The organism is Sutcliffiella horikoshii (assembly GCF_002157855.1).
In the GTDB taxonomy this organism is placed as follows: domain Bacteria; phylum Bacillota; class Bacilli; order Bacillales; family Bacillaceae_I; genus Sutcliffiella_A; species Sutcliffiella_A horikoshii_C.
On sequence record NZ_CP020880.1, the window covers coordinates 1,290,651 to 1,314,532 of the forward strand.

At 40.7% G+C, this 23,882-nt stretch carries 23 protein-coding genes; 11 read left to right on the forward strand and 12 right to left on the reverse strand.

What is annotated here, in order from left to right; genetic code table 11:
* Positions 1-60 precede the first annotated feature (60 nt).
* From B4U37_RS06720 to B4U37_RS06730, 3 genes are all read left to right on the forward strand, one after another.
* Positions 61-1,239 (forward strand): exonuclease SbcCD subunit D C-terminal domain-containing protein, encoded by a 1,179-nt coding sequence (locus tag B4U37_RS06720; RefSeq protein WP_088020194.1) that lies wholly within the window; start codon positions 61-63, stop codon positions 1,237-1,239.
* On the forward strand, positions 1,236-4,661 hold the full coding sequence (locus B4U37_RS06725) for an SbcC/MukB-like Walker B domain-containing protein (protein ID WP_088017605.1): 3,426 nt from the start codon (positions 1,236-1,238) through the stop codon (positions 4,659-4,661). Before B4U37_RS06720 ends, B4U37_RS06725 begins: the two co-directional genes overlap by 4 nt.
* Positions 4,662-4,745: 84 nt before the next feature.
* On the forward strand, positions 4,746-5,057 hold the full coding sequence (locus B4U37_RS06730) for an HNH nuclease-like protein HlpB (RefSeq protein WP_088017606.1): 312 nt from the start codon (positions 4,746-4,748) through the stop codon (positions 5,055-5,057).
* A gap of 114 nt (positions 5,058-5,171) precedes the next feature.
* On the opposite strand, the gene B4U37_RS06735 is transcribed toward B4U37_RS06730, so the two are convergent.
* The 7 genes from B4U37_RS06735 to B4U37_RS06765 all read right to left on the reverse strand — a co-directional run bounded on the left by B4U37_RS06735 (position 5,172) and on the right by B4U37_RS06765 (position 7,559).
* Positions 5,172-5,390, reverse strand: coding sequence for a spore germination protein (locus B4U37_RS06735; protein WP_010192140.1), 219 nt, complete (start codon positions 5,388-5,390; stop codon positions 5,172-5,174).
* 124 nt (positions 5,391-5,514) lie between these two features.
* Positions 5,515-5,733 carry a spore germination protein gene (locus B4U37_RS06740; RefSeq protein WP_088017607.1) on the reverse strand — a complete coding sequence of 73 codons (219 nt, stop codon included), beginning with the start codon at positions 5,731-5,733 and terminating at the stop codon, positions 5,515-5,517.
* 2 nt (positions 5,734-5,735) lie between these two features.
* The gene (locus B4U37_RS06745; RefSeq protein WP_245840067.1) at positions 5,736-6,113 is read right to left on the reverse strand and encodes a spore germination protein GerPE; all 378 of its coding nucleotides are present in this window, start codon (positions 6,111-6,113) and stop codon (positions 5,736-5,738) included.
* A 42-nt stretch (positions 6,114-6,155) separates the two neighbouring features.
* Positions 6,156-6,332 carry a hypothetical protein gene (locus B4U37_RS06750; RefSeq protein ID WP_010192131.1) on the reverse strand — a complete coding sequence of 59 codons (177 nt, stop codon included), beginning with the start codon at positions 6,330-6,332 and terminating at the stop codon, positions 6,156-6,158.
* Between the two features lie 17 nt (positions 6,333-6,349).
* Positions 6,350-6,967: a spore germination protein GerPC gene (gene gerPC, locus B4U37_RS06755; protein WP_088017609.1), complete on the reverse strand. Its 618-nt coding sequence runs from the start codon at positions 6,965-6,967 to the stop codon at positions 6,350-6,352.
* 97 nt (positions 6,968-7,064) lie between these two features.
* Positions 7,065-7,310, reverse strand: a complete 246-nt coding sequence (locus tag B4U37_RS06760) for a spore germination protein GerPB (RefSeq protein WP_088017610.1) — start codon at positions 7,308-7,310, stop codon at positions 7,065-7,067.
* Positions 7,311-7,337: 27 nt separating this feature from the next.
* Positions 7,338-7,559: a spore germination protein gene (locus B4U37_RS06765; protein ID WP_010192122.1), complete on the reverse strand. Its 222-nt coding sequence runs from the start codon at positions 7,557-7,559 to the stop codon at positions 7,338-7,340.
* A 158-nt stretch (positions 7,560-7,717) separates the two neighbouring features.
* Between B4U37_RS06765 and B4U37_RS06770 the strand changes: the two genes are divergently transcribed.
* On the forward strand, positions 7,718-8,893 hold the full coding sequence (locus tag B4U37_RS06770; RefSeq protein ID WP_088017611.1) for a DUF418 domain-containing protein: 1,176 nt from the start codon (positions 7,718-7,720) through the stop codon (positions 8,891-8,893).
* A gap of 21 nt (positions 8,894-8,914) precedes the next feature.
* On the opposite strand, the gene B4U37_RS06775 is transcribed toward B4U37_RS06770, so the two are convergent.
* Positions 8,915-9,094: an aspartyl-phosphate phosphatase Spo0E family protein gene (locus B4U37_RS06775; RefSeq protein ID WP_088017612.1), complete on the reverse strand. Its 180-nt coding sequence runs from the start codon at positions 9,092-9,094 to the stop codon at positions 8,915-8,917.
* Positions 9,095-9,252: 158 nt separating this feature from the next.
* On the opposite strand from B4U37_RS06775, the gene B4U37_RS06780 reads away from it, so the two are divergent.
* Positions 9,253-10,158 carry a fumarylacetoacetate hydrolase family protein gene (locus B4U37_RS06780; protein ID WP_088017613.1) on the forward strand — a complete coding sequence of 302 codons (906 nt, stop codon included), beginning with the start codon at positions 9,253-9,255 and terminating at the stop codon, positions 10,156-10,158.
* A gap of 66 nt (positions 10,159-10,224) precedes the next feature.
* On the opposite strand, the gene B4U37_RS06785 is transcribed toward B4U37_RS06780, so the two are convergent.
* Positions 10,225-11,418 carry an ornithine--oxo-acid transaminase gene (locus tag B4U37_RS06785; protein ID WP_088017614.1) on the reverse strand — a complete coding sequence of 398 codons (1,194 nt, stop codon included), beginning with the start codon at positions 11,416-11,418 and terminating at the stop codon, positions 10,225-10,227.
* Positions 11,419-11,574: 156 nt separating this feature from the next.
* On the opposite strand from B4U37_RS06785, the gene B4U37_RS06790 reads away from it, so the two are divergent.
* Both B4U37_RS06790 and B4U37_RS06795 read left to right on the forward strand, forming a co-directional pair.
* Complete coding sequence (locus B4U37_RS06790) at positions 11,575-11,919, forward strand: DUF1516 family protein (RefSeq protein ID WP_088017615.1); 345 nt, start codon at positions 11,575-11,577, stop codon at positions 11,917-11,919.
* A gap of 186 nt (positions 11,920-12,105) precedes the next feature.
* Complete coding sequence (locus B4U37_RS06795) at positions 12,106-13,863, forward strand: sensor domain-containing protein (RefSeq protein WP_088017616.1); 1,758 nt, start codon at positions 12,106-12,108, stop codon at positions 13,861-13,863.
* 441 nt (positions 13,864-14,304) lie between these two features.
* Here the strand turns inward: B4U37_RS06795 and B4U37_RS06800 are convergent, their stop codons facing one another.
* Positions 14,305-14,883 carry a DUF2777 family protein gene (locus B4U37_RS06800; RefSeq protein ID WP_157663732.1) on the reverse strand — a complete coding sequence of 193 codons (579 nt, stop codon included), beginning with the start codon at positions 14,881-14,883 and terminating at the stop codon, positions 14,305-14,307.
* 246 nt (positions 14,884-15,129) lie between these two features.
* Here B4U37_RS06800 and asnB point away from each other — a divergent pair, with 246 nt between their 5' ends.
* The 4 genes from asnB to B4U37_RS06820 all read left to right on the forward strand — a co-directional run bounded on the left by asnB (position 15,130) and on the right by B4U37_RS06820 (position 21,090).
* Positions 15,130-16,980, forward strand: a complete 1,851-nt coding sequence (gene asnB, locus B4U37_RS06805; protein ID WP_088017618.1) for an asparagine synthase (glutamine-hydrolyzing) — start codon at positions 15,130-15,132, stop codon at positions 16,978-16,980.
* Between the two features lie 285 nt (positions 16,981-17,265).
* Positions 17,266-18,792: a phytoene desaturase family protein gene (locus B4U37_RS06810; RefSeq protein WP_088017619.1), complete on the forward strand. Its 1,527-nt coding sequence runs from the start codon at positions 17,266-17,268 to the stop codon at positions 18,790-18,792.
* Positions 18,789-20,291 carry a phytoene desaturase family protein gene (locus B4U37_RS06815; protein ID WP_088017620.1) on the forward strand — a complete coding sequence of 501 codons (1,503 nt, stop codon included), beginning with the start codon at positions 18,789-18,791 and terminating at the stop codon, positions 20,289-20,291. Before B4U37_RS06810 ends, B4U37_RS06815 begins: the two co-directional genes overlap by 4 nt.
* Positions 20,257-21,090: a phytoene/squalene synthase family protein gene (locus B4U37_RS06820; RefSeq protein ID WP_088017621.1), complete on the forward strand. Its 834-nt coding sequence runs from the start codon at positions 20,257-20,259 to the stop codon at positions 21,088-21,090. The genes B4U37_RS06815 and B4U37_RS06820 overlap by 35 nt, the downstream gene beginning before the upstream one ends.
* 197 nt (positions 21,091-21,287) lie before the next feature.
* Here B4U37_RS06820 and B4U37_RS06825 read toward each other — a convergent pair whose 3' ends face one another.
* Together B4U37_RS06825 and B4U37_RS06830 are read right to left on the reverse strand one after the other, a co-directional pair.
* The gene (locus B4U37_RS06825) at positions 21,288-22,754 is read right to left on the reverse strand and encodes a phytoene desaturase family protein (RefSeq protein WP_088017622.1); all 1,467 of its coding nucleotides are present in this window, start codon (positions 22,752-22,754) and stop codon (positions 21,288-21,290) included.
* Positions 22,751-23,860 carry a glycosyltransferase family 2 protein gene (locus B4U37_RS06830; RefSeq protein ID WP_088017623.1) on the reverse strand — a complete coding sequence of 370 codons (1,110 nt, stop codon included), beginning with the start codon at positions 23,858-23,860 and terminating at the stop codon, positions 22,751-22,753. The genes B4U37_RS06825 and B4U37_RS06830 overlap by 4 nt, the downstream gene beginning before the upstream one ends.
* Positions 23,861-23,882 lie beyond the last annotated feature (22 nt).

The following is a 23,882-nucleotide window of genomic DNA, read 5'->3' on the forward strand; positions in this document are numbered from 1 at the left end:
AAATGTCAGATGTTGAAGATTTGTTACTTGAGCCACTTTCATGGAAGGGAAGAAAAAAAGATGCGCATACTTCATACTGCCGACTGGCACTTGGGAAAAACGTTGGAAGGAAGAAGTCGTTTACCGGAGCAGGCACAATTTTTAGAAGAACTTCTGCACATTGTAGAAGAGGAAAAAGTAGATGTGGTACTGATGGCGGGAGATGTCTACGATACCGTCAACCCCCCTGCCCAGGCGGAAGTGCTTTTTTATGAATCGCTTCAACAGCTATCAAACAATGGAAAAAGGCCGGTTGCCGTAATAGCAGGGAACCATGATAATCCAGACCGTCTTTCTGCTTCAAGACCTCTTGCAAGCTCACAAAATATCTCCTTGCTAGGATACCCCACCATGGACGTTCAGAGCATATATGTCCCCACAACGGAAGAAACGTTGAAGCTGGCTTCTTTGCCATATCCTTCAGAGTCCAGGTTAAACGAAGTGCTTTCCGAAGAATTTGAAGAAAAAGTAATCAGAGACCATTATGATGCAAGAATTCGCCAGTTTTTTGATAAGATGTGTGAGCAGTTTACCGAGGCTTCTGTGAATATCGCCATGAGCCATTTATTTGTTGCAGGTGGAAATTCCACCGATTCGGAACGCCCAATTGAAGTAGGAGGAGCATTTACGGTGGCAGCGGAGAGTTTGCCGCATCAAGCGCAGTATGTTGCCCTAGGCCATTTACACCGCCCTCAAACCATCAAACGTGCCAAAACGGCAGCCAGATACTCTGGCTCACCGCTTGCTTATAGCTTTTCAGAGGCTGGATACACGAAAAGTGTAACCATTATTGATGCTAAGCCTGGTAAAGAAGTAGAAACGAAAGAAATATTCCTTTCTAGTGGAAAGCCACTTGTAAGATGGAAGGCTACAGAAGGAGTCCAACAAGTCTATGGTTGGCTAGAAGAAAAGAAAGACAATAATGCCTGGGTCGATCTTGAAATACATGTCACCAATGCACTTTCCATGGAAGAAATTCATCGCATCCGAAAACATCACGATGGCATCCTCCATATTCGTCCTATTTTTCCGGAAATGGTCGAGGAGAGAAAAGCAGTGAAGATGGACAGTGTTCCAATTGAAGAACTGTTTGTAAGGTTTTATGAAAAACAATCAGGTGGCGCCAAACCTGAGGATGAATTAGTCCGGTTATTTCTATCCTTATTGCAGGATGAAACGGTGAAGGAGGAACAAGTATGAAACCAATCACACTGACGATCGCAGGGCTCCACAGCTTCCGAGAAAAACAAATAGTTGATTTTGAATCGCTTTGTGAGGGTGGCGTATTTGGGATTTTTGGGCCAACCGGAAGTGGAAAATCTTCCATTTTAGACGGGATGACGCTTGCATTGTACGGGAAGGTAGAGCGGGCTTCCAATAATACACAAGGAATTATGAATCATGCGGAAAATCAGTTGGAGGTTTCCTTTTTATTTGAACTGGAAAATGCTAAAGGGAAGCAACGATTTAAAGTGGAACGGACCTTTAAACGTACAGATGATATCCGTGTGAAATCGGGAATTTCAAGATTGACGGAAGTAAAGGAAAACGAGCATATCGTGATTGCGGATAAGGCAAGTGAAGTGAATCAGGCCATTCAAGAGATACTTGGCCTGACCATTGATGATTTCACCCGTGCCGTTGTGTTGCCACAAGGAAAGTTTGCGGAATTTCTCTCTCTTAAAGGTGCAGACAGAAGGCAAATGTTGCAGCGCCTTTTTCAGCTAGAAAAATACGGTGATCAGCTTTCCAGAAAAATAAAGGAAGAGCTGCAAGAAAAAATAAGACTCTTGGGAAAAATACATGCCGAGCAGTTAGGATTAGGCGAGGCTTCAGATGAAGCGGTAAAAGAAGCGGAGAAAGCGTTCAAAGAAGTAGAAACGCTCGTTAAAAGGTCAGAAAAAGCACTTCAAGAGATGGAACTTGCATTTGAGCAAAAAAAGAAGCAATGGGAAAATCAGCAGGAAAAGGCTCAGGTAGAAAAGAAGCTACAAACTTACTTATTGCAAGAGGCTTCTATAAAGGAACTCGAAACTTCCTATACATTGGCGCAACAGGCAGAGAGCTTAAAGCCTTTATTGGAAGATCTGAAAGAAGTAGAAAAAGCTTTACTAGAGTGGAAGCAAAGAAATAATGTAAACCATACCGCTAATGAAACTGCAAAAGAAGCGTTGGACAAAGCTTTGAAAATGTATGAAGCAACAAGGGTTAAGAAAGAAGCAGAATTACCTGTGCTGCTTACAAAGAAAGAAAAGTTAGAACGTGCGAGAAACCTTGAAGAAGGATTAAATGCCCATCAGCCAAAAATGGAAGAACTAAAACGTTCTTTGCTTTTAAATAAAGAAGAATTATCTAAGTTAGAAGCACGAGAAGAAAACGCTAAGGACCTGTATACCAAGGCAGTTAACAAGCAAAAGACCATAAAAGAGGAACTTGCAAGCCTTGCTTATGCACCTGCACGCGTAGAAATACTTGAGAGAGCATTTGATCAGAAACAAGAGATACTGCTCATTGAGAAAAAAATGAAGGAAATTGGAGCAGAAGTACAAACGCTGCAAAACAAAATTTCTTCGTTTCAGGTGGAGAACCAAAAAGCGGAAGAAAACCTGATTAAGGGGAAAGAAACCCTTTTAGAAATTTTCCAACGTACAGAAAATCACTATGATCTTGCATCAGAAATGGCACAACAGCTTGATTGGCTCGAAAGGCAGATTGAAGGCTTTTTAGAAGCAGAACAAAAGCTTGCAGATGATGCAAAAATTCATCAACTTGCAATGGAGTTGGCCAAATCCCTTGAAGACGGAGAAGCATGTCCAGTTTGTGGTTCCACAGAGCATCCCGGTCTTGCTTCTCATCAAGCACATAGGGAAATAGCAAGCAGCAAAGAGGAAACTGGTGTTGGAAAGCTGCCTTCTGCCATTACGCAGCAAAAACAGGAAAACCTGAAAATCAAGTTTAAATTAGAGCAAATAGCTACCGAGCTTCATCGAGATCTTGAAGGGGAAAAAGACTTGCCTGCCCCGAAGGAATCATCGGAAAAATGGGATCTGTGGGACAAGGAATTGAACGAGTCTAAGGACTCAGCGGTGCTGCTTGCTGAAAAACACCATAGAATTGCAACAGAGCAAAAGGCATTGATTCAAGATCTCATTCAGTTGCAGGAAAAGAAAGAAAAGGTGGACAACTACCTTAAAACATGGTCAGGCACCTTTAAAGAAACAGCAAAGCTTGCTTCTAGCTTTATCGAACAGCGTGAAGAATGGATGAAGCGTCTTGAAGATACGAAACAGGAGTTGGAAGATAAGAAATACACTTGGAACAAAGATTTCGAACAAGAAAAATTTGAAGAAATCGAAACCAACTTCCAAGCTGTCAAAGAAGCGGAAAAAAAACGTTTGGACCTGCAGGAAAGAATAAATACTAGTGTGGATTTTATTGAATCAAAAGAGAAAGAATTAAAAGAAGCCCTAGAAAAGAAGAGAGAAATCGAAAAAACTATTTACCAAGAGGAATTGCAACTCGAACAGATTCAGAATCGTATTAAAGATACGCTAGAAGAAATAAAGTCCATTGTTGGTGAGAATAATATCAAAGATGAGCTGAAGCGTGTTGAGCAAGAGGTGGAAAACTTAAATAGGCTGGAAAGGGAGAACTACCAAAAATGGATGGAATCCCAGCAGCATGCTCAAGAAAGAGAAAAAGCTGCTTCACACAGTGAACAGATGGTAAAAGAAACGGAGTCACGCCTTGCTCTCCTCCAGGAAAAATGGAAACATGAGCTAGAAAAATCCGTGTTCACAACGACCGATGCTGTAGAGTCAGCAATTGTTCATATACATTCAAAAGAAAAGTGGAAAGAACAAATAGAACATTACTGGGAGGAAAGAAAGTCCATTGAAAAGGACCTCTCTCGTTTGAATGCCTTAATTGGCACAGAAATGTTGGAAGAAGAAGAATGGGAAAAAACTCAAGAACAGTTATTGTTCGCCCGCAAGGAACTGCGTGATGAAATAGAAAGAAAAAGTGCGCTTCAACAAAATCTTCTTTCTCTAAAAGATCGTAATGAACGGTTTAGGATTCTCGAGGAAAAGAAGACCAAGCTTTCGGAGGAAACTCAAGCATATCAAAAGCTACAAAGCGTCTTTAAAGGGAACAGTTTTGTTGAATACTTGGCGGAAGAGCAGTTGCATCAAATAAGCAGGGATGCGTCAGAAAGATTGGGGCAGCTTACCCGCCAGCGATATGCGTTGGAAATGGATTCAAATGGCGGCTTCATTATCCGTGACGATGCGAATGGTGGCGTAAGAAGACCTGTTTCCACTTTATCCGGGGGTGAGACTTTCCTTACTTCGCTGGCACTGGCATTGTCACTTTCCGCTCAGATTCAGTTAAGAGGGGAATATCCACTGCAGTTCTTCTTCCTTGATGAGGGCTTTGGGACGCTTGATTCAGAGCTGCTTGATGCTGTGGTTACGGCATTGGAGAAACTTCAATCCGACCATTTGGCAGTAGGGGTCATTTCCCACGTACAAGAGCTAAGGGCACGTTTGCCGAGACGATTGGTGGTTACACCTGCCAAATCTTCTGGCAACGGATCTGTTGTGACGCTGGAGAATTTGTGATTTTTGCTTGGAAGTAGTGGTTATGGTGTAGGAAGGTTATGGGTGTCTATGGATGCTGAAATGAAATGGTGGAGGTGTATTTGAATGGGAAAGAAGAAGAAGCGGGACATCGGGACCTGTGAACTTTGTGAAAGGGAAGAGGTAGAAATAACGGTCCATCACCTGACTCCAAAGGAAATGGGAGGGACTTTCCTGCCGACGGCCAATCTTTGTATTCCATGTCATAAACAAATACACGCCATATACACGAACGAAGAGCTGGCCATCCGTCTGAACACAGTTCTTCTTCTGAAGGATGATCCAAAAATAGCCTCCTTCATCAAATGGATTCAAAAACAACCATCTTCCAAAATACCACTAACACGCAAGTCAAACGAACGAAAACAAAAAAGATAATACCAAAACCCGTGCCACTTGTGTTGGCACGGGTTTTGTGGTATTTCGGGGTCGGAGTGGAAAGTCCTAGAGGGGTCTGACCCCTTTTTTTTCTTTTCTTTCTTTTTTTCTCTTTTAGTTATTCGCCACTATATCCTGGTCATTGATGTCAGGGTCGATGGTGTTGGTGGCGGATAGACCGTTGTTGGTGATGACGAAGTTGCCGGTGTTTAGTGCACCGGATCCTGCTGAGGTTTTGGAGGCTGATTTAGGGGAGATGTAGAAGGAATCCCCGAAATTGATGACGCCTCCGCCTACGCTGTTGATGGCAACCGGACCTACGATAGCTGGCATGTAGAACATCCTTTTGTTTTAGGGTGAGGGCACTATCACGGTTCTTACGACTGAAATAATGCAGACACCCATGTTTTTGATACTTATACTATATGACCTCGGCCCTAAAAGGTGAAAATGCGGTTTACTTGTTTTCACTAACACTCTGATCAGTCGCATCAGGGTCAATTACATTGGTAGCATTCAATCCACTATTCGTATTTACAACATTTCCCGTATTGGAACCGCCGGACCCTTCCGTTGTCTTACCTGTTCGTTTCGGACTAATATAAAAAGTGTCCCCAAAATTAATAATTCCACCGCCTACATTTGTCACTTTCACAGGTCCTATAATGGAAGGCATCGCTAATCATCCTCGCTCTTTTTCGTAGTATCTGGTATTTCCATTGCTTTGTGGACCTCTGGACCCAGCAGTTGTCTTGTATGTTTAACCCTCGCTTCCGCGCAGATTGTCTGGGATGATCCGATTTGCAGGACAGAGGAAGAAGAGACCCCTTTAATTTTGATATGATTCACACAAATGTTTGGGTTTACATTATTTACAGACATGTTTACCCGTTCTGTTAAAACAGGAGTCGGGGACTGCATCGTAAATATTGGGTACTCAGAGAAGTTCCCCTCGTTACCATAAAATTTCGGAAACTCTCTTTTTACAGCGAGTGCCCTTGATTTAGCATTAATATAATAGGAATCCCCAATATGAAAATAAGAGCTAAAAGACAAAGAGTGCAAATTAATCTCGTTTACTCTAGAAATTCTCATAGGCTATTCCGTAGTTAATGGAACAAATGGTCCAATTACCAATGATTCAGGGGGAGTGTCGAAATAAGATGTCAGGCAAATGTTCTGGGTATCCCCGACAAGAAATATAGACGAGGAAGAAACCCCAAGGATATCTACATTATTCACTTGCAAATTATGGTTTGTCACTTGAAAGTTCATAGGTTAACACCACACATTTATTTTTTTTGAGGAAGTGTTTGAATAAAGGCAGCAAAAGCTTTATCCATATCCCCTTGAAGCTGTTGAATGGCGACTTCTTTAATTTTTTCATCATTATAACCCTTTTGGACAGCTTCGGCCGTAATCGTATTTAACGTGTGATTCACACGTGAAGCCAGTTGATTGTTTACATCCTGGATCATGAAGTCATGATAGTGTTTTTCGAGAGTTCTACCTTGCTGTTTCGCTATCTGGTCAATCTTTGTTTTTCCGTTTTTGTTGAGATATTCCCTCAAGTCTGCTTCAATACCTTGGGCTAAATTTTGGTTTCGCTTAGGAACGGGCACTTCTAGATTGTTTTGGGTTACAACGAAATCTTCAATCTCACCCGGGGACCCAGGTGTCAACCCGATATTCAATGTGCCTTCCAACGTTTCCACCTTAAGTTGATCAAATTTATACTCAATTCGTTCGATATTCATACTTGGTTTTTCTTTTAATTGGGTGATTTCCTGTTGCATAAGTTTCACCAGTTCCTCGAGGGTGGAAATCTGTTTCGTCTGGTTTTCTACCACTTGTTGAAGTTGCTGGATCTGTTGCTGCGATTGATAAAAATACTGATAGTTATTGTACATCCGACCACCCCTTTCATTGGTTGCTGTTTAAGCGTCAAGAATCATCTCTAATACTTTATGCAAACATTGAAAATGGGTGAATGCCCATAATGTAAATTCATCCTGAACCTGTTAAAGGGACAAATATTTCAGATGAACTCGGAGGTGTTTCACTTTGTTGTTCTTGTGCTATCTCGGCACTGCTTACAGGTGCGGGGCCTTCAAAGTTACCAGTATTGTATAAATTTGATAAGGACTTTATAACCCCGGCACTACCTATCTGAAAAACGGAGGAGTTCGATATACCTCCTATTTTCAGATGATGGATGACGATACTTTGATTGATGAAAAAGTTGGATGCCATACGTGCCTCCTCCTAATAAATGTTGGTTTACATATTCAATGCAACCGGCTGGTCATTAACATCTTGGTCATAGGTGTTTGTTTGACTGTTCGTGTTGCTAACAGAGATATTGTCTCCGGTATTAAAGCTACCGGCTCCTGCGAATGTTTTGGCTGAACTGACTGGAGACATTTGAAATACATCCCCGATATGAAATATCCCGGAGTTACCGATGCTGTTAACATTTACAGCTCCGACGATTGCTGGCATAAACGTTAACTCCTTTACTGTGCGCTATTGTTATATCCTATGACATTAGCCCGGTATGGTGAGTGTAAACTAAAAAAGGGATAGGAGGATTTGATGATAGGAATATAAAGGAAAAAGAGCTATAATATTCACTATGAAAGGACAAGGGAGGAATCTGGATGCAAGCAGCACCTATACAAGAAAAAGAGAGAATTGTAGCTTTAGATATTATCAGGGGAATTGCGATATTAGGCATTTTTCTCGTAAACATGCCCTCATTTTTTGCTCCGATGCTTTATGTGAACGTAAAAACTTATTGGACTGATACACGGGATATTTTAGTGATGAATGGAATTGATATCATTGCCCAAGCAAGTTTTTATACCCTATTCTCATTTTTGTTCGGATATGGCTTTATTATTTTCACAACCCGAGTAGCAGAGAAAAATCTATCTGTACCAAAATATTTTTCCAGAAGATTAGTTGTGTTATTGGTGATAGGAATCATACATGCATTTTTGATTTGGCATGGCGACATTCTCATTACATATGCTTTATGTGGGTTTCTTTTATTATTTATGAGAAAAATGTCCTCGAAAGCGATGGTATGGACGGGGCTACTTCTTATCATCATTCCCACAGCCTTGTTGTCATTGTTAATGCTTGTCGTGACGTTGACGATGGGAGATACAGACCTCTATTCCACGTTTGAGGCTAATGCTACACAATCGTTACAGGTATATGCCAATGGAACATTTATGGAGATAACAAAACAACGGATTGCCGACTGGTCTTTCGTTAACATCGCGAACTTCTTCTTTATTGTATTGTCGGTTCTGCCGATGTTCCTGTTTGGAGCGGCTGCAGCAAAATCCAAGTGGTTGGAAAACGTGGAGGAAAACCTCGCATGGATGAAAAAGCTTTGGATTGCAACTTTTGTGTTAGCATTGATATTTAAGTTGCTTCCATATTACACGGTTCAAAATTACACAACAGAATACTTACAAGATGGGATAGGTGGTCCTGCGAGTGCAGTGTTCTACTTTTTATCTATCGTGTTGGCTACTAGAACAGGAGCTGGCTTGAAGTTATTGTCCCCGTTTCAGTATGTTGGAAAAATGAGTTTATCCAATTACTTGTTTCAATCCGTTGTTTGTTCGCTCATTTTTTACAGTTACGGATTAGGGTTATACGGATCCTTTACCCCGTTTTATGGTCTATGGCTCGTTCTTGGTATATATATTTTCCAAATCATTATTAGCAGAGTCTGGGTGGCTAATTTCTATTATGGACCGATGGAGTGGTTATGGAGAGCAGGTACTTACGGTAATAAGCCTAAATTTAAAAAGATGTGAAGCATATGCTTCACATCTTTGTCACTGTGCATAAAAATATTTATTTTGGCTTTCCAATAAGCGGAGTTGTTGCTGAAACTGCTTGTTTAATAGAACATCAAGTTCTTGGCTGCATTTCACAGTTTGAGATGCAGTAAATCCGTATTCTTTAGCGCAATGAATCATTTGCTGTCGTTTTAATTCAATTTTTAAGGCTAACATTTGCTTCTACTCCATTATTATAAGATTAAGTAACGCAAGCGGTTGTCCTTATTATGGCACGGCTTTTATAAGAAAAAAAGCACTTCGATAAAACAAGTCATAATATAACAAATTACTACATAATCACCATATGTCTAGATGGAAGGATGAATGAGTGAATGCATTTATTATCAATGGAACTCAATGGAGAAGTTCGTATTGGACTAACCGACGAAGCACAACTATATATCATCGATCTTAAAAAAGTGCATGAAGCTAAGGGAGAAGAAAGTATTTGGCCCTCCACTCTTTTGGAAGGCATAGAAATTGGTGAGGACTTTGTCCATACTGTTGCTAACCTGCGGGACTGGGTGTTCACACAACGAAACTCTAAGGATTATTTTATCCCAATGAAAGAGGTAAGGCTTCTCGCGCCAATTCAAAGACCTCGGAAGAACATTTTTTGTGTCGGGAAAAACTACAGGGAACATGTACTGGAGATGGGGACTGAAGAGGATATCCCCGAGCATATAATGATATTTACGAAAGCTCCCACTTGTGTTATCGGCCCCGATGAAAACATTCCTTTACACGAAGAGGTTACATGTCAATTGGATTATGAAGGGGAATTAGCAATTGTAATTGGAAAAGCGGGAAAAGGTATAGCCAAAGAAGATGTTATGGATTATATATTTGGCTACACGATTGTGAATGATGTAACGGCTAGAGATTTGCAAAAGCGTCATAAACAATTCTTTCTTGGTAAAAGCTTGGATGGAACGTGTCCAATGGGACCGGTCATTGTGCATAAATCTGCAATAGATGATCCACAAAGCCTTGAGGTGAAAACACTGGTGAACGGAGAAGTCCGGCAAATTGCATCAACGGAACAGATGATTTTTACTATACCAGAAATAATAGCAACTATTTCTAAAGGCATGACTCTGGAGCCGGGAGACATTATCGCCACAGGAACTCCTGCTGGGGTTGGGAAAGGATTTAATCCACCGCGTTTTTTAACCGGGGGGGATGTAGTGGAAGTGTGCTTAGAGAAAATTGGTACGCTGAAGAATAGGGTCAAGTAACATATTGTTAGTCAAGCAAAAAAGCTGCCTGCTAGATTTAATAAATTCTAGCAGACAGCTTTTTTATTATGATAGTACTTGTTTTACTTTTTCAATCGCCCAATCTAAGTCTTCTTTGGAGATGACGAGTGGCGGTGCAAAACGGATGACCGTTTCATGTGTTTCTTTGCATAACAAGCCTTTTTCTTTAAGCTTTTCGCAATAAGGGCGTGCTGCTTCCGTCAACTCTACTCCAATAAAGAGTCCGCGACCCCGAACTTCTTTGATGATTGGGTTTTGGATGGTACGTAACTCTTCCATCATATAGTTCCCTAAGTCGTAAGAACGTTCTACTAATTTTTCTTCTTCTAATACTTCTAATGATGCCATGGATACCGCGCATGCTAACGGGTTTCCTCCAAAAGTGGAGCCGTGTGATCCTGGGTTGAACACTCCAAGGATATCTTTGTTTGCTGCCACGCAGGAAATAGGGAATACTCCTCCGCCAAGGGCTTTACCTAATATGTACATATCAGGCTCGACATTTTCCCAATCACAAGCAAATAGTTTTCCAGAGCGCCCTAGGCCTGCTTGGATTTCATCTGCCACATATAGTACATTGTTTGCTTTACAAATCTCATAAGCTTCTGAAAGGAATCCTTCTGCAGGTATATTGATGCCTGCTTCCCCTTGAATTGGTTCAAAGATGAACGCCGCAGTGTTCGGTGTGATGGCACCTTTAAGTGCTTCGAGGCTGCCATAAGGAATCACCTTGATACCAGGGAGCATAGGACCGAAGCCTTGTTGATATTCTTCACTAGAGGACATGGATACAGCAGTCATGGTACGTCCGTGGAAGTTATCTTCACATACGATGATTTCTGCCTGGTTAACTGGAACATCTTTCACATCATAAGCCCAGCGGCGAACGGCTTTCACAGCAGTTTCTACAGCTTCTGCCCCTGTATTCATTGGTAAGACCATATTTTTCTTCGTTAATGCAGCCATCTTTTCATACCAAGGACCGAGTTGGTCATTGTGGAAAGCGCGCGATGTCAAGGTTATTTTATCTGCTTGATCTTTTAGCGCTTGAATGATTTTTGGATGACGATGCCCTTGGTTGACGGCGGAATAGGCACTTAACATATCCATGTATTTATTGCCTTCCGGGTCTTCTACCCATACACCTTGTGCCCTAGAAATCACAATTGGAAGCGGGTGATAATTATTGGCGCCGAATTTTTCTGTCATACTGATGATATCGTGTGTTTTAGTAGTCATAAATAAAGTACCTCCATTATTGAATGTAATGGTTTACAAAGGTATTATATCATTGTTAATATTCAAAATCTTATATTAAGGTAATTTACTTAGTTTTTTTCCGTCTCTATGGTATGATACTAGTAGTTTTGAGTGAATTGAAGGAGGTTAGTAGAAATGACACACGCGCATATTTCAACATGGGCAATCGCACTTATTCTGTTTGTCGTGGTACTATTTTTAACAAAAGCAGGTAAAGAAAAAGGTGCTAAGATAACAGCGATGATCCTTAGAGTGTTTTACATCTTAATCGTTGTGACAGGCTTGCAGCTTGGCTGGACATTGATAACAAACGGGCAATACGCATTGAAGATGGTATTAGGTATTGTCGTTATCGGCTTGATGGAAATGATTGCAGTCCGCACTAGAAAAGGAAAATCCACTGTGGTGGTTTGGGTTCTTTTCGTTGTGGTATTTGCATATATTCTCCACTTAGGTTTCAGTCTTCCGATGGGTATGTAATCTATATAAAACCAAAAGCTTGAATCTCTATTTAATAAGAGATTCAAGCTTTTTTATGTTTTTGTAAATGTTTTGATGATAGTCATGTATTCTCTCGTTATATATGATAAAGTAAAATTAGTGAATAAATTGTAAAAATTACACTTGTTTTGTAAAAAGATGAAGAATATATAGGAGTATATACTTATGAAAACAGAAGGAAACATACCATATTACCCCGATAAAACAAGTGCTAGAGATATAGTTAAGCTAAACCGGATGATGAAAACTTCGGACCAACAATATAAATCACTATTTGAACACAATGGTGACATCGCTTTTTCAGTGGATTTGCTTGGCAGAATTATAAGTGTAAACCCAAAATTCAAAGAGATATTTGGATTTGCAGAAAAGAAGATGCTTCGTAAAAGTGCACTTAATTTCATAAAAGCAAAGGACATTGAAAGAGTAACTGATCATTTTTTCAAAGCCTTAAATGGGATGGAACAGACATATGAAATTGAATTGATCGGGAGGGATGGGGTAGAAAGTACATACCTCATTAAACATATTCCCATTGTCATTGACGGGGTTCGGACAGGTGTTTTTGGAATAGGAAGAGATATTACGGCACAGAAAAAGGCTGAGGAAAAAGTGGCTTATCTCGCTTACTATGACCCTGCCACTGCTCTGCCAAATAGACAAAACTTTCATGAAAGTTTAAAAGTGAAGCTGGAAGAATCGAAGAAAAGTAAGGAAAAGTTAGCAGTGCTTTTTATTGATTTTGACCGTTTTAAATTGATTAATGACAGCCTGGGTCATCTTGTTGGCGATGAATTGCTAAAGTGGGAAATTGAACGGATTTCAGCCTTATTACCTGCGAATTGTTACCTTGCCAGATTTGGTGGGGATAAGTTTTCATTATCTTATACGGGTTTTGAGAGCATAGATGAAGTGATCACAATGGCTAAAGCTATTTTGACCACTATTAAACAACCTATTAGGTATTTAGAGAAAGAATTCTATGTGACAGCAAGTATTGGAGTCAGTTTGTACCCTAATGACGGGATAACGGCAGAGAGTTTATTGAAGAATGCTGATGCAGCAATGAATCAAGCAAAAAAGCTTGGGGGAAACAGAATAAAGTTTTATTCCGATGAAATGAATAGTCAGGCATTATACCGGATTGAACTGGAAAGCTATCTACGTAAAGCGCTTGAGAAAAATGAGTTCTTCCTATGTTACCAACCGTTTATCGATATAGATTCAGACACTGTCATTGGAGCAGAGGCATTAATACGCTGGAATCATCCGAAGCTGGGACTTGTCCCTCCCGCAGATTTCATTCCTCTGGCTGAAGAAACTGGATTAATTATAGAGATTGGGGGTTGGGTGCTGGAAACTGCTTGCGTACATACAAAAAATTGGCAACAGGTTGAGGGTTATCAAGAGCTGAATATTTCAGTAAACGTTTCTGCCCAACAGTTCCAGCAACCAAGCTTTGTATCAGAGGTGAAACATGCATTAACAACTTCCGGACTTTCTGCTTGTCACCTGCATCTGGAATTGACGGAAAGTGCTATGTTAAAGAATGCCTCCTATAGTATTGAGGTGATGAAAGAGTTACAGGGATTGGGTGTTAAAATTTCCGTGGATGATTTCGGGACAGGTTATTCTTCTTTAAGTTATTTACGGGACCTTCCTATCAATAATTTAAAAATTGACCGCTCGTTTATTAAAAATTTGCGTGCCGAGTCAAAAGACCTTGCGATTGTTCATGCTATTATCACCATGGGCAAAGGACTTAACTTGAATGTCATTGCAGAGGGAATTGAGACGGAGGAGCAGCTAAGTATTCTTAGGCAGTTAACGTGCAATGTTGCACAAGGGTATTATCTTTCTAAGCCGAAGGAACAAACTGAATTCGAGAAATTTATGAATGATAGTCAACCCAGCTTGGTGTGACACAAGGAAAACCGCGATTCATATAAATGAGCCGCGGTTTTTTTATAGAGTTGAGAATATATATAACCGTTGATTTCCGTTCTAGGCGCTTCGCTTGCCTGCGGGCGGTCCGTGAGCCTCCTCAGGCTTCGCCTTCCGGGGTCTCCCCTGTCCCTTCCTCCCGCGGGCGTCTACGCGCCTTCCACTACAATCAACATGGTGACTTCATTCAACTTAGGTTTTATAAAACGCTTAATCGAATTATCTTAAAAAGTATTAACATATCTAACGTAATTTCTAGCTGTGAATTGGAGCAAATGGCGGAGACTCCAGCGGGGGAGTAACGGTAGCTTGAGACCCCACAGCGCAGCGAGGAGGCTCAAGCACCGTCCCGCGGAAAGCGAAGCCATTTGCGGAAAAGGAACAGCGGCGGTTAACCAATCAATTATAGTTTTTAATCGTTCATTCAGCTTTTCTGCGCTCCATGTTGGTGAACATGTATCTTTTGCCGGTTTGAAGGGTGTATTCGAAACGGTCGGTTACCGTTTTGCCTCTTGAGAAGTGGTGTTGCACCGAACAGATAAATGTTTCATTATCATAAACGAGGAAATTCACCCCTGATGGTTCTTTTATATGATCCATGAACTGCATGGTGTTATAGCAATAAATACAATCATAGATGGATATATTGGAGTTGTTCAACAGGGTGGTGAACTTTGTGAAAGCTTCTTCCGACAATTCTTCAAGCCACTCCATATATGGCTGAGGAAGTCTTTTACGTACACGCACGGCATCTCCATTGTTTAATTCATATAAATGCTTGGTATGTAACACAACTTGACCTGTTTCTAATAACACTCCAGGTACCCATTCGTTTGAAAAAAGAATTTCAATACCTTCTTCTGAAATCTCCTCCAAAAGAAATGCTTCATCGTCCTCGGCTTCAAAGAAAATCCATTGTTCGTTTATATTTTCAATTGTCCCGCATGTATAGGAGCGTTTCTGTTCGTAAATAATGTTTTTCCTTTTTTGAAGATTCACAGTCGTTTCCTCCAGTAGTCAACAAGTTTTGTAGGTGTAAACCTTTGTGTCTGCCATTCTTCCCTAGTTGAGATGCCTTTAAACTTGATGCTTTTTTATTACTTTACCCACTTTTCAGATGAATATTGGGAGGAAGACTAACAAGGAAAAAAAGTGAAAGTGTTTCTGGAATTCATGGTATAAGCACTCCCGGCATAGTATAGAACACCCGTAGTTTGCTTGAAGCAAAAGGAGTGGATGGACAATATGTGCGGTATTGCTGGATGGATAGATTGGAAGAAGGATATTAAGGATCAGAAGGATATAGTAAAAAAGATGGCGGAAACCTTATCTTTACGTGGACCGGATGATACAAACATTTGGATGGACCTTCATGTGGGGTTTGGCCATAAACGGCTGGCTGTTGTTGACCTTGAAGGCGGGAAACAGCCAATGACAAGAAATAAAGCAGAGAATGACTATACAATCTGCTATAACGGTGAGCTTTATAATACAGAAGATATTAGAAAAGAATTGATGAAGAGAGGCTATGGTTTTAAAGGTCACTCTGACACAGAAGTCTTACTGACAGCCTATATGGAATGGAAAGAAGAGTGTGTACATCATTTAAATGGCATTTTTGCTTTTGCTATTTGGGATGAAGAAGAAGAAAAGTTATTCATTGCTAGAGATAGACTTGGGGTGAAACCTTTATTTTATCATCAAGGGGAGGGGACGTTACTTTTTGGATCCGAACTAAAGGCACTGCTAGCCCATCCGGAAGTTTCGAGTGCAGTTGGGTATGATGGATTGGCAGAAATTTTTGGGCTTGGACCTTCTCGCTCTCCCGGTCATGGTCTATTTCATGATATCAAGGAGCTTCGTCCGGCACATTTAATGATAATGAGTAAAAAGGATGGACTGAAAATCAAGCGATACTGGAATGTGGAGAGCAGGCCGCATACCGATAGCTTCGAGGAAACGGTGGAGAAAGTGCGCTATTTGTTCACGGATGCTGTTACAAGACAACTAGTTTCAGATGTGCCGGTATGTACGTTTCTTTCCGGCGGCTTGGATTCAAGTGCTATTACGGCAATCGCTGCAAATGCTTTTAAAAATGAAGGAAAGCCTCCACTAAATACCTATTCCATTGATTATGAGGAAAATGATAAGTACTTCAAAGCAAATGAATTTCAGCCAAATTCCGATGAGAAGTGGATAAGAAAAATGACGGAAACATTTGGTACCGTTCATCATCAATCCATTATTTCACAAACCAATCTTGCCGCCTATTTAAAAGAAGCGGTGCTTGTAAGGGACCAACCAGGCATGGCGGATATTGACTCCTCTTTATTATGGTTTTGCAGAGAAATCAAACAGAATTATGTAGTAAGTCTTTCTGGGGAATGTGCGGATGAAATTTTTGGAGGTTACCCTTGGTTTCACCGACCAGAAGACCTTGCATCAAGTAACTTTCCTTGGATGCGTTCCACCCAAGCCAGAATGGAGTTGCTTCGACCAGAATGGAGTAGGAAACTGAAACTAGATGAATATATAACTTCCAAATTTGAAGAAACAGTAGCGGAGACGCCTAGACTTGAAGGAGAGAGTCTGATTGAAGCGCGCAGACGCGAATTGTTCTATTTAAATATGATTTGGTTCATGACAACACTATTAGATCGTAAGGACAGAATGAGTATGGGTGCAAGCTTGGAAGTTCGCGTTCCTTTTGCGGATCACCGTCTGGTAGAGTATGTCTGGAATATCCCTTGGGAAATGAAAATGCACGGCAACAGGGAAAAGGGAATTTTGAGAAAAGCTTTAGAAGGAATACTTCCAGATGAAGTACTTTACAGGAAAAAGAGTCCCTATCCAAAGACCCATCATCCAGTTTATACGAAATTGGTTAGAAACTGGCTAGAAGAAATACTTGAAGATTCACATAGTCCATTACTTGAATTTATGGATAAGAAGAAGCTGCAAGAGATCGTTTCTTCAGAAGGAAAAGCCTTTCAAGTCCCATGGTTTGGTCAACTGATGACAGGCCCTCAACTGTTAGCCCATCTCGCACAAATTCATGTATGGTTTACTCACTATGGTGTAACAATAAAGGAATAAATTGCTAAGAATGATTAAATGTGTTTTGATTAAAGTGCAGAAGGTCTTTAACGTATTAAAGAAATAAAAACTCCTGAATAGGAGTTTTTATTTCTACCATAGTTGGTACAAGCCTCTTACTTCTGTGGCAGTCTACGAAGAAAATCATCATCCCAAAACCGTCTCACCCGTTTTTACATAGAAAGAGTGTTATTGATTGTAAGAGTTAATGCTATTATGTATAATGTTTGTATAATCTTTGTTTAATCAATGAGCGGTTTTTTGGAATGAGGAGGCGTACTAAAAATGAGCAAAAAAATTGTAGTGGTTGGTGCAGGACCAGGTGGTTTGGCAGCTGCCATGATGCTCTCGGCAAATGGCTATGAAGTGACCGTAATGGAAAAACAACCTTATGTTGGAGGGAGAAACTCTGCTATAAAATTGGGAGATTTCACTTTCGATATGGGGCCGACCTTTTTAAGTATGCCTCAGATTGCAGAAGAGATTTTTGAGGAATCCAGAAGAAACATGCATGACTACATGGAAATGAAAGAATTAAGAGACATGTATGAACTTGTTTTCCCTGATAAGTCTTTTATGGTAACTCGCAATAAGGAGAAAATGAAAGAAACCATTGAGCGGTATTTTCCGGGAGATGGTGAGGGGTATGATCGATTTATGTCCGAGACGGAGAAACGCATGGACGCCCTTACTCCGATTCTTCAGGGGAAAATGGATCGTTTCTATCATTATTTTCAATGGAAAGTTATTAAAGCGTTGCCGCAGCTCAGCCTTGGCAGCAGTTTGTATGATCAATTAAGTAAATATTTCCGTGAAGAACAACTCAAGCTTGCCTTCACTTTTCAATCCAAATATTTAGGAATGTCGCCTTGGGAATGCCCTGGTGCGTTCTCCATTCTTTCTTGGATGGAGCATGCATATGGAATCTATCATCCTATTGGAGGGGTTAATCAGCTTTCCGAGAGCATGGCTAAAGTGGTGATAGAATATTGTGGGACGATTAACCTTGGTACAGGTGTTAAAAAGCTTTGGCTAGAAGGTCGCAAGGTGAAAGGTGTCATACTGGAGAATGGATCAAAAGTGGAAGCGGATGAAGTGGTGGTTAACGGTGATTTTGCCCATGTGATGACAAATTTAGTCGATGAAGATGTATTACAAAAGTACAGCAAACGCAAGCTTGAAAAGAAAAAGTACTCCTGTTCCACTTTCATGATCTACCTTGGACTGGACACTGTTTATGATCTTCCACACCATAGCATTATTTTTGCAGAAGACTATAAAAAGAATGTAGAAGAAATCACTAAAACAAAAAAACTTTCAAGTGACCCATCCATCTATGTACAGAATGCATCTGTTACAGACCCTACATTGGCTCCAACAGGAAAATCTGCTCTTTATATTCTTGCGCCAGTTCCTAACAACTTCAGTGAGATAGATTGGCAGGAGAATAAAGATAAATTCAGAGAATTAGTATTCGAAACACTCGAAAAGAAGAGCGGATTTAGAGGGCTGAGAGATCACATTGAAGTTGAAAAAATTATCACACCAGCTGATTGGGAAAAAGAAGTGCTTGTATATAAAGGGGCAACTTTCAATCTTGGTCATCAACTGACACAAATGATGGTCTTGCGCCCGCATAATAAATTCGAAGAACTTGATAACTGTTGGCTTGTTGGTGGCGGCACACATCCAGGAAGTGGGTTGCCGACCATTCTCGAATCAGCAAGAATCACCACCCGGTTATTGCGGGAAAAGCACGAAACACATGCTCAAAAAAACTTTCAAGTGCAAAGATTGGAGAAAGCTCAATGAGTAAACATATTGCAATAGCAGGCGCAGGTATCGGTGGTATGATAACAGCCCTTCTTCTAAAGAAGCAAGGGTTTCAAGTTAGCTTATATGAGAAAGAAAAACAAGCAGGAGGTAGGCTTGCTTTTGTCGAAAGGGAAGGGTACCGGATTGATCAAGGTCCAACTATCGTGCTGCTACCGGATATGCTTAAAGAAATTTTGGCAGAAGCCGGTGTTTCTAAAGATGCTTGGGAACTACTTGGCCTTGATACCCTCTATACTATTCATTTTAAGGATGGAAAGAAATATACGAAGTATAAAGATAAAAATACGCAATTACATGAGTTATCAAAACAATTTCCTGGTGAAGAAGAAGGTTTTAAGCAATATATGACGGACATGAAGAAGAGTTTTGAAGTAGGGAAAGCCTCCTTCTTGGAGAAATCATTTACGAGAAAACGAGATTTCTGGACGGGGAAAAATCTTAAGACCTTGCTTAGATTAAAAGCTTATCATTCCACCAAAAAATTCGCAGGATCCTATTTCAAGGACGAACGTCTCCGAGAAGCGTATTCTCTCCAAACATTATATATTGGAGGAAATCCACAAACGGCACCTGCCATGTATAGTTTAATTCCATACAGTGAGCATGAACATGGCATCCATTATGTAAAAGGTGGCTATGCCTCTCTCGTTGATGTACTGATGGATACCCTGAAAGCCAACGGAATTCCACTGCATTTATCCAGTAAGGTGGAAAAAATCCACAAGAAAGATGGACGCGTTACATCCATTAAGGTTAGTGATGAGACTATTAAAGTGGATGGACTCGTGTGGAATGGTGATTTTCCTGCCTCAGCTGAACACTTCGACATGAAGAAAAACTATGAACCATCTTCAGGATGTGTTTTATTATATTTTGGATTGGATGGAACCTACCAGGATTCGGATGTTCACCAATTTTTTATGGGTGGAAATTTCGAACAGCATATGAAAGAAGTGTTTCAAGAGAAGAAGGTCCCATCAGATCCTTCGTTCTACACGTTTAATCCAAGCGTAATCGATTCCACATTGGCACCAGTTGGAAAAAGCGTCCTTTATGTCCTTATTCCGGTACCTTCTGGCAGTCACATAGATTGGAGCAACGAAAAGTCATTTATAGACAGGATGATTAAAAGTATTGAAAGTAGAGCTTTTCCGGAATTGACTAAAAGAATGGAATGGATGGAAGTAAGAACACCAAATGATGCAGAGCTTGACGGACTGTTTCAAGGTGGCAGCTTCGGCATCGCTCCGAATCTGTTTCAGTCTGGTGTATTCCGTCCCCAGGCAAAACCGTCTCCTGCTCTGGCTAATGTTTATGCCACGGGTGCTTCCATACACCCTGGAGGTGGAATTCCAATTGTTATGCAAAGCGCAAAGCTTGCAGCAAACCAGATTATCCATGATTTTGCCCATCATTCATCTGCAAAGGATGTGAATCTCAATGAACGACTTAATGAAAGCATATCATCATTGTGAATCCATAATTAAAGAACATTCCAAAACATTTTATAAAGCCTTTATGCTCCTGCCAAAAGAGAAGAAGCAGGCTGTCTGGGCTGTATACGCGTTTTGCCGACAGGTGGACGATATAGTGGATGACGGAATGAATCCAAAAGAAGAACTTTTTGCATTTAAGGCGATGTTCGCTGATTTTCTAGAGGGGAAATTGCCCTCTGAAGATCCAATGTGGTTAGCTCTTCAGGATGTGTTCAATCGATATGAGATGGATGTTCAATCTTTTCATGACATGATAGTTGGGCAAGAAATGGACTTATATAAAAAGTTGTATAATTCGGAGGAGGAAGTACTGCATTATTCCTACCATGTAGCAAGTACCGTTGGATTGATGCTCCTTCCGATTCTTGCTCCAACAAATAAAGATATATTGCGAGAGGATGCGATTGCGCTAGGACAGGCGATGCAGATAACTAATATTCTTCGGGATATTGGAGAGGATCTTGAGCGTGATAGAATCTACATTCCTATTGAAATGTTGGAAAAAGCCGGCTACTCATTGGATGACTTGAATAAACATATCGTGAATAACAAGTTCATATCGGTGTGGGAAGAGATGGCGAACAAAGCGGAAAGTCTTTATGAACAGGCGTTGAGTACGATTCATCTGTATCCGATGCATTCGAGAACTCCTGTTAAGGGAGCGGCCTATTTATATCGGGCGATACTAGGTTCGATCCGCAAAAAGGGGTATTCCGTGTTCAAGACGAAGCACTATGTTACAAGTGAAGAAAAGCACCAGATCATTTCACAAATGTAAAAACCACAGTCAAAGGGCTGTGGTTTTATTTTGAGGATTAGAAAGTATATAGTTCGGTTGATTTCCGTTCCAGGCGCTTCGCTTGCCTGCGGGCGGTCCGTGAGCCTCCTCAGGCAAGCCTTCTGGGGTCTCACCTGTCCCTTCCTCCCGCGGGCGTCTACTACAATCAACAAAATGACTTCATTCATTAACAGGCTTTATTTGTTTGCTTTACTTATGGCGTTGGCAACGTTTAGGCCGGATAGGGTAACCATTGGTGAGCCGCCGCCGGGGTGGGTGGAACCTCCGACAAAGTACAGATTGGCAATATCAGCGGATTTGTTCCTTGGACGGAAAAACGCATCTGTCTTACGATTGGATGCCATCCCATATAAAGCTCCTCTAAAAGCGCCAAAAGAAGTCTTAATATCTTTTGGAGTAATAACCTTCTCAGCGAGAACATTCTCTTTCAACGATAACCCTCTTTTTGCCAGTGTTTCATATATAAGTTCCTTATAATCGATAGCATTTTCGTTATGAGGAGATGTTGCAGGTGCATTCACCAAAATGAACAGGTTGTCCCCATTTGGACTTTTCTCCTTTTCTGTAAAAGAAGAATTACTCAAGTAGATCGTGGGATCATTTGCATACGCTTTGTCCTGAAATAAACTGTTGAACTCTTGCTTGTAATCGCTAGAAAAATAGACAGTATGATGTAATAGTTCAGTATGTCTCTTATTCATTTCTGCAAGGACAACATAAGCAGAGATGGATGGTTCGAATTTTGCCGCCTTTTTATCTGAAAAATGCGGCCTGTCTACTTCTTTAATCAGTTCTGGATATGCGACAAGTAGATCTGCATTCATGACAACCGTATCTGCAGGATACTTTTCTCCGTCTTCTGTTGATACAGAGACAGCCTGTTTGTTTTTCACTTCAATGCTGGTAACTTTGCAATTAGTATGGATTTTGACCCCAAGCTTTCTTGCAAGCTTCTCGAATCCTTCTGCAATCTTTGTGTTACCGCCTTTTGTATAATAGACTCCTTCGACAAGCTCCAAATAAGCGATGAGGCCAAATGTCGCAGGAGAGACATAGGGAGAGGAGCCGATATAGGTGGCATATCGGTCGAGTGCTTGGATAACAAAAGGGTTAGTGAAATACTTCCGGTGAAATCGATGCAAGGACTGTAACGGTCGCACTTTGCTGAAGGAATATCCTAAACCCGGGGAGAGATAATCCCCAGTTGAGGTAAAGGTCCTTCGGAAAAACTGACTTTCTCCCATCTTATACAAGCGTGTGACTTCCTCTAAATATGCAGGATAATTCTTGGCACCCACAGGATCAATCGTTGCGAGCTGCTCTACCATTTTCTCTTGATCAGAACTGAAGTCAAAAACGGCCCCATCTGGTGAAAAATTACGAGTATGTGAATTAAGTTTAATAAATTCAACATACGAATCGGGATTTTCGCCTGTTTGAGAAATTACTTCCTTGAATACATCTGGCATTGTAATCGTATTTGGACCAAAATCAAAAGATGCCTCTCCTAATTGAACAGGCATCAGCTTTCCACCTAGGTGGTTGTTCTTTTCCAATAATGTAACATGGTAGCCTTTAGTAGCCAGGCTGATTGCTGCAGACAAACCACCAAGGCCTCCACCTATGACAACGACATTTTTCATTTATAGGCACGACCCTTCCAAATATAATGTTGTTTTCTCCAAGATTTCCACATGGAAGCGTGCAGAATGACCAAGAATGCCAAGGCGCTTATGGGCATAAAAAGAAATAAGTATGCTAGCTGTCCCGTCCGAAGATCAATATATAGCTTTTGCATCCATACTAGAAGCAGAGGCACCAAAAACCAAACTCCATAAAAAGGAGAGAGAAGTGCCAAGAAAAGAGGAGCAATATAAAACAAGCTGTAAAATAAAGTTAATCCCATTGCCATTAGAGGAGACTTTCCGATTCCAATATAAATATTTTTCAAAAAGCCATTCCAAACTTCTTGATTCGTTTCATACATATGACAGGTAACAAAAGGAGTGGCATTGATTAATTTCACTTGAAATCCGTGTTCTTTCATCACCCTTGCAAGATGAACATCTTCCACGATACTAGATTTAACCGAAAAATGACCTTCTATAAAATCATAGGCGCTTCTTTCAAAAAACATGAATGCTCCGTGAGCGGCACTAGCAGGCTTATAGGAGCTGTAATTGGCCAGTGCAAGGGGAAGATGAAGCCAGATAACAAAATGTTGCATTGGTACCACTAGCTTACTTAACCAACTTGTAACTGGGAACCGCGGAAAACCCGTTACCAATCCAACTTTCTCATTCTGGAAAAAAGGAAGCATGCTTTCAATGGTATTCTTTTTCAATCTTGCATCGGCATCTAAAAATAACAAATAATCGCCGTTCGCTGCATGGGAAAGTTGATAGCAGGCATGCACTTTTCCTGCCCAGCCCTTTTTTAAGGGAGCGCCTTGCAGGATAGAGAAACGGCTATCTTTTTTAGTGGAATCTACCGCCAAGGAATATGTGGAGTCTGAAGAATGATCATCCAATAAGATAAATTCTAAATTTGAGTATGTGAGTTTCTTGAAATTTTCTATTAACTGGAGGACGTTCCGTTCTTCATCCCGCATTGGTACAAGAATGGATACAAGCGGTGGTATTGCGGATTTCATTGGTTTTGGATAGGCCGGATAAAACAAACCATTGATAATAATCCAGAGGAAAGACAAGAATAACCCGCCAGATAGGATGATAGTTAATGACTCCATTACTGTTTTCCTCCTTCAAAGT

Coding starts and splice junctions, on each gene's coding strand:
- B4U37_RS06720 (WP_088020194.1), top strand. CDS start 61: ATGCGCATACTTCATACTGCCGACTGGCACTTGGGAAAAACGTTGGAA.
- B4U37_RS06725 (WP_088017605.1), top strand. CDS start 1,236: ATGAAACCAATCACACTGACGATCGCAGGGCTCCACAGCTTCCGAGAA.
- B4U37_RS06730 (WP_088017606.1), top strand. CDS start 4,746: ATGGGAAAGAAGAAGAAGCGGGACATCGGGACCTGTGAACTTTGTGAA.
- B4U37_RS06735 (WP_010192140.1), bottom strand. CDS start 5,390: ATGCCAGCTATCGTAGGTCCGGTTGCCATCAACAGCGTAGGCGGAGGC.
- B4U37_RS06740 (WP_088017607.1), bottom strand. CDS start 5,733: ATGCCTTCCATTATAGGACCTGTGAAAGTGACAAATGTAGGCGGTGGA.
- B4U37_RS06750 (WP_010192131.1), bottom strand. CDS start 6,332: ATGAACTTTCAAGTGACAAACCATAATTTGCAAGTGAATAATGTAGAT.
- gerPC (WP_088017609.1), bottom strand. CDS start 6,967: ATGTACAATAACTATCAGTATTTTTATCAATCGCAGCAACAGATCCAG.
- B4U37_RS06760 (WP_088017610.1), bottom strand. CDS start 7,310: ATGGCATCCAACTTTTTCATCAATCAAAGTATCGTCATCCATCATCTG.
- B4U37_RS06765 (WP_010192122.1), bottom strand. CDS start 7,559: ATGCCAGCAATCGTCGGAGCTGTAAATGTTAACAGCATCGGTAACTCC.
- B4U37_RS06770 (WP_088017611.1), top strand. CDS start 7,718: ATGCAAGCAGCACCTATACAAGAAAAAGAGAGAATTGTAGCTTTAGAT.
- B4U37_RS06775 (WP_088017612.1), bottom strand. CDS start 9,094: ATGTTAGCCTTAAAAATTGAATTAAAACGACAGCAAATGATTCATTGC.
- B4U37_RS06780 (WP_088017613.1), top strand. CDS start 9,253: ATGCATTTATTATCAATGGAACTCAATGGAGAAGTTCGTATTGGACTA.
- B4U37_RS06785 (WP_088017614.1), bottom strand. CDS start 11,418: ATGACTACTAAAACACACGATATCATCAGTATGACAGAAAAATTCGGC.
- B4U37_RS06790 (WP_088017615.1), top strand. CDS start 11,575: ATGACACACGCGCATATTTCAACATGGGCAATCGCACTTATTCTGTTT.
- B4U37_RS06795 (WP_088017616.1), top strand. CDS start 12,106: ATGAAAACAGAAGGAAACATACCATATTACCCCGATAAAACAAGTGCT.
- asnB (WP_088017618.1), top strand. CDS start 15,130: ATGTGCGGTATTGCTGGATGGATAGATTGGAAGAAGGATATTAAGGAT.
- B4U37_RS06810 (WP_088017619.1), top strand. CDS start 17,266: ATGAGCAAAAAAATTGTAGTGGTTGGTGCAGGACCAGGTGGTTTGGCA.
- B4U37_RS06815 (WP_088017620.1), top strand. CDS start 18,789: ATGAGTAAACATATTGCAATAGCAGGCGCAGGTATCGGTGGTATGATA.
- B4U37_RS06820 (WP_088017621.1), top strand. CDS start 20,257: ATGAACGACTTAATGAAAGCATATCATCATTGTGAATCCATAATTAAA.
- B4U37_RS06825 (WP_088017622.1), bottom strand. CDS start 22,754: ATGAAAAATGTCGTTGTCATAGGTGGAGGCCTTGGTGGTTTGTCTGCA.
- B4U37_RS06830 (WP_088017623.1), bottom strand. CDS start 23,860: ATGGAGTCATTAACTATCATCCTATCTGGCGGGTTATTCTTGTCTTTC.